The organism is Roseateles sp. P5_B10 (assembly GCF_056400485.1).
Genome location: NZ_JBFULE010001214.1, coordinates 1 through 1,148, shown reverse-complemented (window position 1 = coordinate 1,148; position 1,148 = coordinate 1). Strand labels below are relative to the sequence as shown.

Annotated in this window: 2 protein-coding genes; both read left to right on the top strand. The window is 67.6% G+C overall.

The annotated features are described in order from the left end of the window. Positions 1–99: 99 nt before the first annotated feature. Complete coding sequence (locus AC1DU6_RS32195; protein WP_477862281.1) at positions 100–888, top strand: class I SAM-dependent methyltransferase; 789 nt, start codon at positions 100–102, stop codon at positions 886–888. Continuing rightward, positions 885–1,148, top strand: a 264-nt coding sequence (locus tag AC1DU6_RS32190; protein ID WP_477862279.1) for a hypothetical protein, incomplete at its 3' end; no start/stop codon positions are given. The genes AC1DU6_RS32195 and AC1DU6_RS32190, both read left to right, overlap by 4 nt.

Sequence of the window (1,148 nt, the reverse complement as noted above, 5' to 3'; positions counted from 1 at the left end):
GGCCGACACCCCCGCGATATCTTCCTGGCCCGGCGAGACGGCCTACGTGCTTCAGAGGTCGCGCCGTTCGTGCGATGGCATCGCCATCTGGGACTCGCGATGTGGCTGCATGTTCGGCTACCTGCCCGGCTGGAGCGGCGTCGCATCGGCGCTGCAGCCAGACCGGACGTCAGGCCGCAGCGGGCGCCAGTGCGCGACGGCACGCCCTGGCTGCTGGGCAGCCTCGAGGCCCTCATCAACCGCCTGGCCGTGCCCCGCGAACGCCATGGCGCCTGGAGCGCCTACACCGGCAACCGGGACCACTATGCGGAGGCCGAGCTGGCTGCCAAGCGCGCAGCCGTGCAGGCAGTTGCCGGCGGCCGCCGTCACGGTCGGGCACTCGACATCGGCGCCAACAACGGTGAGTTTGCCGAGCTGCTGGCACCCCATTGCGACGAAGTCGTTGCTCTCGACGAGGATCTGGACGCCCTCGACGAGCTCTATCGGCGCGCACCAGCGCCCAACGTGCTTTGCCTGCATGCCAACATCGCACGGGAGACGCCGCCCACGGGTTGGCGTCTCGGCGAGTCGCGCGGCCTGTCACAGCGCTTCGAACGTCGCTTTGATTTGATATTGATGCTGGCCGTCGTACATCACCTCATCGTCACGGAGCGACTGCCACTGGCTCAGCTGTTCGAGACCCTGGCGGGCTGGTGCACAGGCACGCTACTCATTGAATTCGTCTCCCGCGATGACCCTCGGTTCATCGAGATTGCCGGCCCCAACATGTCGCTCTACACGGACTGGTCACTGACGGGTTTCCTGGCCGCAGCGGAGCCCTGGTTCGTGTCGGAAAAGCAGACGACGCTGTCGCCGCATCGGCAGCTGCTGCAGTTGAAGCGCCGATGAGCATCGGCAGCGCCTGGCGCTACGCATGGATCAGCGGGTGTGCGCTGATCGCGATCGCGCTCAGCGGCGTCATCCTGCAGAGCCAGCACTCCCTCTACCTGGCCTTTCGGCCCGCGGTCTTCCTGGAGCAGGGCTGGGCCCTGCTGGCGGGCATCGCCGGCATGGCCTTGGCGGGGGCCTGTCTTGACCATGGCCGCGACACGCGCGTGGCCCGGCTCGCGCGTACCGTGCTGCTGAGCCTGGTCTTCGTGGCCATGTTC